We start from the raw sequence: 6,530 nt of genomic DNA, 5'->3' as shown, positions 1-6,530 counted from the left end.
TACGCCTCGACACCCTCATCACCACCCAAAAAACCCTCAACCTCGAGACCCTACTCGCCGAAGACTCCACCTTCTACGGCGACCTCTTCCCTCACGTCGTCAAATGGGGAGGCGAACTCTACCTCGAAGACGGCGTGCACCGCGCACTGCGTAACGCCCTGCACCGCCGCGCCGTCATGTATGCGCGCGTACTGGACCTGGACTCCATCTCCCCGGCGCTGCTGCCCGGCGCGTAAAAACCTACTCGCGTAAAAACCTAACCGCGTAAACGCCTACCCGAATACAGAAAATGCCGCGGACCGATGCAAAGAAGCATCAGGTCCGCGGCATTTTTGTGACGTATAACTGAGCTACGTTCCGCTACGCAGAGATACCACGCTTAGGATGCGACCTTCAGGTTCGCCTCCTGCAGCGGGGACTGCTCCGGCAGGGACTCCTCGGAGTCCAGGCGAACCGGGTTGCCCTCGGCATCAAAACGTGCGCCCAAGCCCATCTGAATAAAACGGATAGTATTCAGGATCTGGCGCTCGCGGGTCTCTTCATCCGGTGCATCCTCGGCGCGGCCAGCGCTCGAAGAGAGCGAACCGTGCACGAGCATCGCCAGTTCGCGAATGTCGTTCTTGGGAATGTAGTTCTCAACAATGGCGGCAGAGAGAATATGCGCCAGCACCATCTGCAGCTCGTGCACGTGCTTGCCGAGCTTTGCGTAGGACTCGGGGGAGAGCATGGAGCGCATTGCCGGACCCGGGGGCAGGTGGCGGCGCGCCAGGTCGTTGATCTGCAAGCGAATGTAGACCGCGAGCTGGTCGATTGGGTTTTCGATGCCCTCCAGGCCGACGCGCAGCTCGTTGAGGAAGCGTTCGGTCTCGTCCAGGGCGTAGGCGACCAGCAGTTCGCCCATGTCGGCGAAGTAGTTGTAGACTGCGGTGCGGCCGATGCCGGCGTTCTTGGCGACGTCGGTCATGGTCAGGCCGGAGAGGCCGCGGTTGTAGAGGATCTCGCCGAAGGAGTTGAGGATGGCGCGCTTGGTGTTTTCGCGCTGGGCGGCGTTGGTTGCTGCAGAAATACGAGGCATAGTGACACTCTACCCTAAATCGTCAGCAAATGACGAATGTATTGAATGTGTCACCAAGAAATTTGCCCAATCCATGCGAATTTTCACAAATATGACAGAACGACCGGCACTACAAGAAGCCCAAACGCGTAGCAGCCGCCAAATCAGCACCCACCAACGACGCAATCGGATACCCCGTATGGCCACGCCCCGGAGTCACCTGCAACAAAGTCCGCGCCCCCAAACCCTCGTAGAACGCACTACCCTTCTGCACCGCAATTCGCGCCGACCAACTCCCCTCAGAACTCGTCGCCATACGCCGACGACCCGACGGCGAACGCCCATCCAACACACCCACATGCCAGCTCATCAACAGATGCGCATGCGAAGAAGGATTCAGCGCAGCCCGTTCACGCACCGGAGCCGGCACGCCGTCAGCACCGCCTCCACCGATGAAAGTCGCGCCGCCTCCGCGAATCCACTCAATATCGTGCGACAGCAGCTCGTAGCTGAGAAACTCCGCACCACCTGAATAGCCCGCAAGCCAGACGCGGCTCATATCCACCTTGTACGCCAGGGCAATCTCCTCAATGAGGGCGCGAACCATCCTGCCGTTCGAGCGGGCACGAACCCACCAGTTATAGGTCAGCGGAGGCGCATAAGAATCACCATCGGCCAGGCGCGGCTCCCGCAGGCTACCCGGCGACAGCACCGGCACCGACAGCATATTGAACTCAGCCGCCACCTGCGCCAACTCGGCACGCAACGGGGAGTCTCGGCGCAACAGGCGGCTACCCACACGGGAGAGGTGGTCGCCATCAAAATAGAACAGCACACCGGGCGCAGACTCAGACTCGAACAGAAGGTTCAGGTTATCGACCCGATAGTAGATATTGCGCCCGCGATGCGTAAACGACCGGTAGCCGAGCAGCTCAGACGAAGCCAGAAACATCGGCTCCAGCAGGGAAAGACCGGTGCGCACAGCCTGCGCCGCATAGGTGAACAGCGGATGCAGACGCGGAATATGCGCGCTCAGCCGCCGCTGGTTACGGTGCCGCCGCCTACGCACCTGCTGTGAAGAACCCCGTACCGACCGCCGAAGCGAGGCGCGTAGCGCACGCCCCGCCCCCAGCAGGGATACCACCTGCTCAGTGCGGTGAATTCCGTGGCCCAGATTCTTCATACATTTATTGTAAATGTGCGGTCAGGAAGGCTGGCGGGGTGGTCATGAGCGTCCACACTCTTGAACGAAGTCCGTAAACCTGCCGCCAGCACAGCATATAGGTACTATTAGATAGGCTCGGGTGGCAGACGAGCCGGTGAGTAGCGCCCTGCATAGCGCGCTCACCCACCACGCGTGAGGGCTCGTACCTTACGTGAAGAAACACATCGCATGAAGAAAGACTTGGGGAAAGTAATGGCTAAACCCGTTAGCGAATCTAAGGCTCAGACGAGCACCGTTACGGTGCCCTGGGCTGGTCGCCGCGGCTACTTTGATCTGCTGCTGGGCGCATCCTGCGTCATCCTAATCATCTCGAATATTGGTGCAACCAAGGGTGTGGAGTTCGGTCCGCTGCCCTTCGAACTGCCCCTGATTGGCTCGACCATTGTCACCGATGGTGGTTTCTTCCTTTTCCCGCTCGCCTACGTGATTGGCGACCTTCTTTCAGAGGTGTACGGCTTCAAGCGTGCCCGCCGCGCGATTGTAGCCTCCTTCGGCTCGGCTGCTTTTGCTGCCCTGTGCTTCTTGCTGATCGTGCACCTGCCCGCTGCGAGCTTCTACACCGGCCAGGAGGCATTCGCTAGCGTACTGGGCCCGGTCTGGCAGATTTTTGCGGGCTCCCTGCTCGGTTACCTCTTCGGTCAGACCCTGAATGCCTGGGTCATGGTGGCAATGAAGAAGGCAGGCAAGGGCCGTTTCCTGTGGCTGCGTATGATTGTCTCCACCCTGGTTGGTGAGCTGCTCGACACCCTCATCTTCTGCTCCATCGCGGCACCGGTGCTCGGCATCGACACCATGGAAGCATTCATCAACTACGTACTAATCGGTTATATCTACAAGTGCCTGGTCGAGGTGATCCTCATGCCGATCAGCTACCCGATTATTGGTTGGTTCAAGCGTCACGAACTCGAGTACGTGGCATAAGCTAACCTCCTGACAGCTGATGTGCAGAGCCGCCCGGCCTAACGCCTGGGCGGCATTGCCATTTCAGCTTTATTCAATACACAGCATGTCTAAGAAAGAGATACGTTATGTCTAAACTGCAGGGGAACACCCCCGCGCAGTCGGAGAAGAACGACTCGTTGAATCGTTCCCTCTCCCACGGCCAGTTGACCATGATTGCGATGGGCTTGGCGCTGGGTACGGGCCTGTTCCTGGGCTCCTCCTCCGCCATTAAAATTGCGGGCCCTGGCGCAATCCTCTCTTACGCTATTGGTTCGATGATTGCGGCAACCATTGCTGCGTGCGCGGGCGAAATGTCCGTGCGTCACCCCGTCCAGGGCGGTTTCGGTACCATTGCGAGCCGATACCTGAACCCCTTTAGCGGCTACCTGACTCGCTGGGCGTATTGGGCGTGCACCGTGCCGCTGGCTGGTGCTGAGCTGGTGGCGGTTGGCCACTACATGGCGTACTGGTTCCCGGATGTTCCCCTGGCTGTGTTTGTCGTTCTCTTCGGCGCAATTATTCTGGTGCTGAACCTGGTGAGCGTGAAGTCCTTCGGCGCCCTGGAGTTCATGCTCTCTTCGATTAAGGTTTCTGCCGTCATCGTGTTCATGGTGATTGGTGTACTGCTGGTGTTCGTGGGCCTGCCCGGTCATGCCGCGGCGGGTACCGCAAACCTCGTGAACGACGGTGGCTTCCTGCCCAACGGCCCGGCCTCCATCTGGATTTCGATGGCTGTTGTCATGTTCTCCTTCGGCGGTGTGGAAATGATTTCTCTCTCCGCAGCGGAGGCGAAAGACCCGGCACGCTCGGTGGCAACCAGCGTGAAGGCAATGATTTGGCGCCTGTCCACCTTCTACGTGGTGTCCATGGCAATTATTCTGTGCCTGGTGCCCTGGCAGACCGCCGCACAGAACTCGGAGCTGACCGAGTCGCCGTTCGTGCTCGTCTTCTCCGAGCTGGGTATCCCCTTCGCGGCGGACATCATGAACTTTGTGGTGCTCGTTGCTGCGCTCTCTGGCGCTAACGCCTCCCTGTACGCGGCAACCCGCCTGCTGCACGCCCTGGGCTCTGACCGCATGGCTCCCGCAGTGGCTGCCCGCACCTCCTCGCGTGGCGTGCCGGTCGTGGCTCTGCTTATCTCCTTCACCGGCGTTGTCGTGGCAACCGTGATGGCTGTTGCCAAGATTGGCGACATCTTTGCCTTGCTCATGGCGCTGGTGACCCTGTGCATCCTGATCGTGTGGATCATGATTCTGCTGACCTACCAGGCGTACAAGAAGGACCAGAAGGACGCCTCCTCCTTCACCGTGCTGGGTGGCCGCGTCACCGCAGGTCTGGCTCTGGCGGGTGTTCTGGCGACCCTGGCGGCAATGTTCATGCTGCCCGGCTCGGGTGTTCAGGAATCCATCATGGTCGGCATCGTCTTCTTCGTGCTGATTTCTATTGGCTACGCCATCTCCTCGAAGGCTCAGGGCGGTTATGAGCGCCCCGACCTGGACGCTATGCACGCCGACGAGGATACCAGCGCGGCACAGCACTAAATAGCGTGAAAGCCTCGCGAGGCTAAAACATAAAAGGCACCGGATGGGGGAGCACCCCCGTTCGTTGCCTTTCGCTTGTGTGCTCTAGACGGTGCCGTTCTGAGCGATGTGAGTGTGCCCGTAGAATAGTTAACTATTCGTACCCGTCAACGAGGCTAGAAGCCGCAGAAGCCGGGTGCGAGCACACATTGCACATCACGCCCCTAAGGCGTACTGACGGAAGGCACCTTCGTGTCCCACAACGACGATACCCGCAGCCACGCTGCAGCGGGGACCGCCGGATCGCGCACCCTGAAGCGTTCGCTGTCCCACGGACAGATGACCATGATTGTGATGGGTTCTGCGCTCGGTACGGGCCTCTTCTTGGGTTCGGGCACCGCCATTGCGATGGCTGGTCCTGCGGTCATTCTCACCTACGCTATTGGTTCTGCGCTCGCTTCGGTGATTGGCGCGGCAACCGGTGAAATGGCGGTTCGCTACCCTGTCCGTGGCGGTTTCGGTACTATTGCTACCCGCTACTTGGGCCCCTTCGCGGGCTTTTTGACTCGCATTGCCTACTGGACTGCGACTGTTCTGATTGCCGGTGTTGAGCTGGTATCGGTGGCAACCTACCTGAATTATTGGTGGCCGCAGTTGCCTCTGTGGGTTGGTATTGCTGTGTTTGGTGTGGCGCTGATTGTGCTGAACCTGACCAGCGTGAAGTCTTTCGGCATGTTGGAGTTCTTCCTGTCTTCGATTAAGGTCATTTCGATTGTTGCCTTCCTGCTGGTGGGCCTGTGCCTGGTTTTCTTCGGTCTGCCCGGTCACGCTGCGGTGGGTACCGCGAACCTCTTCAACGACGGCGGTTTCATGCCTAACGGCCCCCAGTCGGTGTGGCTGTCGCTGGCTGTTGTGATGTTCTCCTTCGGCGGTATTGAGATGATCTCGATCTCCGCTGCGGAGGCGAAGGATCCTTCTCGTTCGGTGCGTTCCTCAGCGAAGGCGATGATGATCCGCCTGGCAACCTTCTACGTGCTGGCAGTTCTGATTGTTGTTGCTATCATTCCGTGGCGTTCGGCCTCGGGCATAGGCGATGCGGTGGATGCTTCCCCGTTCGTTCTGGTCTTTGAACAGCTCGGCATTCAGGGCGTGGCGCACTTCGTGAACTTTGTGGTACTGATTGCGGCGCTGTCGAGCGCGAACGCAAACCTGTACGCGGGTGCGCGTCTGCTGCACTCCCTGGCGGCTGACGGCATGGCGCCTCGCCAGCTGGCTCAGGTGAACCGTGCTGGCGTTCCGGCTCGCGCAGTGTGGGCGTCGACCAGCGGCATGGTCATTGCTATTCTGCTGGCGCTGTACAGCCCGAAGGAAGCGTTCCTCTCCATGATTTTCGTGATCATGGTGTGCGCACTGACCGTGTGGGTTCTGATTCTGTTCGCTTACGTTGTCTACAAGCGTGTTGAGCCTGCAACCAATGGTTTCCGCCTGTGGGGTGGCCAGTTCACCGCGGCGGTTGGCGTTTTGCTGCTCTTCGCGGTGTGGGTTGCGCTCTTCATGGTGCGCGGTTCTATGGTTCCGGCAATTGTGGGCGTGGGCTACTTTGTGGTGCTGAGCCTGCTGTACTTTGCTCGTATCCGCCACACTCACGTGATTGATGAGCAGACCTTCGTGGAGGCTCAGCAGGCAACTGCCGAGTACGATGCCATGAAGTACGACGCTGATCATGCCCTGGAGACTGCGGCGAAGCTGGGCCGTTAGGTTCTGCAGCTGCCGGGAGGGCCGGTGTTGG

Annotated in this window: 6 protein-coding genes; 4 read left to right on the top strand and 2 right to left on the bottom strand. The window is 59.5% G+C overall.

Annotated features, from left to right (window positions below; genetic code table 11):
• A partial coding sequence (locus HMPREF2710_RS02275; RefSeq protein WP_070599308.1) for a type II toxin-antitoxin system VapB family antitoxin occupies nucleotides 1-236 on the top strand: 236 nt, incomplete at its 5' end.
• 143 nt (nucleotides 237-379) lie between these two features.
• Here the strand turns inward: HMPREF2710_RS02275 and HMPREF2710_RS02270 are convergent.
• Together HMPREF2710_RS02270 and HMPREF2710_RS02265 are read right to left on the bottom strand one after the other, a co-directional pair.
• The gene (locus HMPREF2710_RS02270) at nucleotides 380-1,075 is read right to left on the bottom strand and encodes a TetR/AcrR family transcriptional regulator (protein WP_070599306.1); all 696 of its coding nucleotides are present in this window, start codon (nucleotides 1,073-1,075) and stop codon (nucleotides 380-382) included.
• A 109-nt stretch (nucleotides 1,076-1,184) separates the two neighbouring features.
• Complete coding sequence (locus HMPREF2710_RS02265; protein WP_070599304.1) at nucleotides 1,185-2,237, bottom strand: alpha/beta hydrolase family protein; 1,053 nt, start codon at nucleotides 2,235-2,237, stop codon at nucleotides 1,185-1,187.
• 234 nt (nucleotides 2,238-2,471) lie between these two features.
• Here HMPREF2710_RS02265 and HMPREF2710_RS02260 point away from each other — a divergent pair, with 234 nt between their 5' ends.
• From HMPREF2710_RS02260 to HMPREF2710_RS02250, 3 genes are all read left to right on the top strand, one after another.
• Nucleotides 2,472-3,200, top strand: a complete 729-nt coding sequence (locus HMPREF2710_RS02260; RefSeq protein WP_070599302.1) for a queuosine precursor transporter — start codon at nucleotides 2,472-2,474, stop codon at nucleotides 3,198-3,200.
• Nucleotides 3,201-3,307: 107 nt separating this feature from the next.
• The gene (locus HMPREF2710_RS02255) at nucleotides 3,308-4,762 is read left to right on the top strand and encodes an amino acid permease (protein WP_070599300.1); all 1,455 of its coding nucleotides are present in this window, start codon (nucleotides 3,308-3,310) and stop codon (nucleotides 4,760-4,762) included.
• Between the two features lie 231 nt (nucleotides 4,763-4,993).
• Entirely contained in the window at nucleotides 4,994-6,499 is a 1,506-nt protein-coding gene (locus HMPREF2710_RS02250) for an amino acid permease (RefSeq protein ID WP_070599297.1), read from the top strand.
• Nucleotides 6,500-6,530 lie beyond the last annotated feature (31 nt).

This window comes from Rothia sp. HMSC069D01 (assembly GCF_001810135.1).
GTDB lineage: Bacteria > Actinomycetota > Actinomycetes > Actinomycetales > Micrococcaceae > Rothia.
The sequence above is the reverse complement of the archived record's forward strand: the minus strand, read 5'-3'. Positions and strand labels throughout refer to the sequence as shown.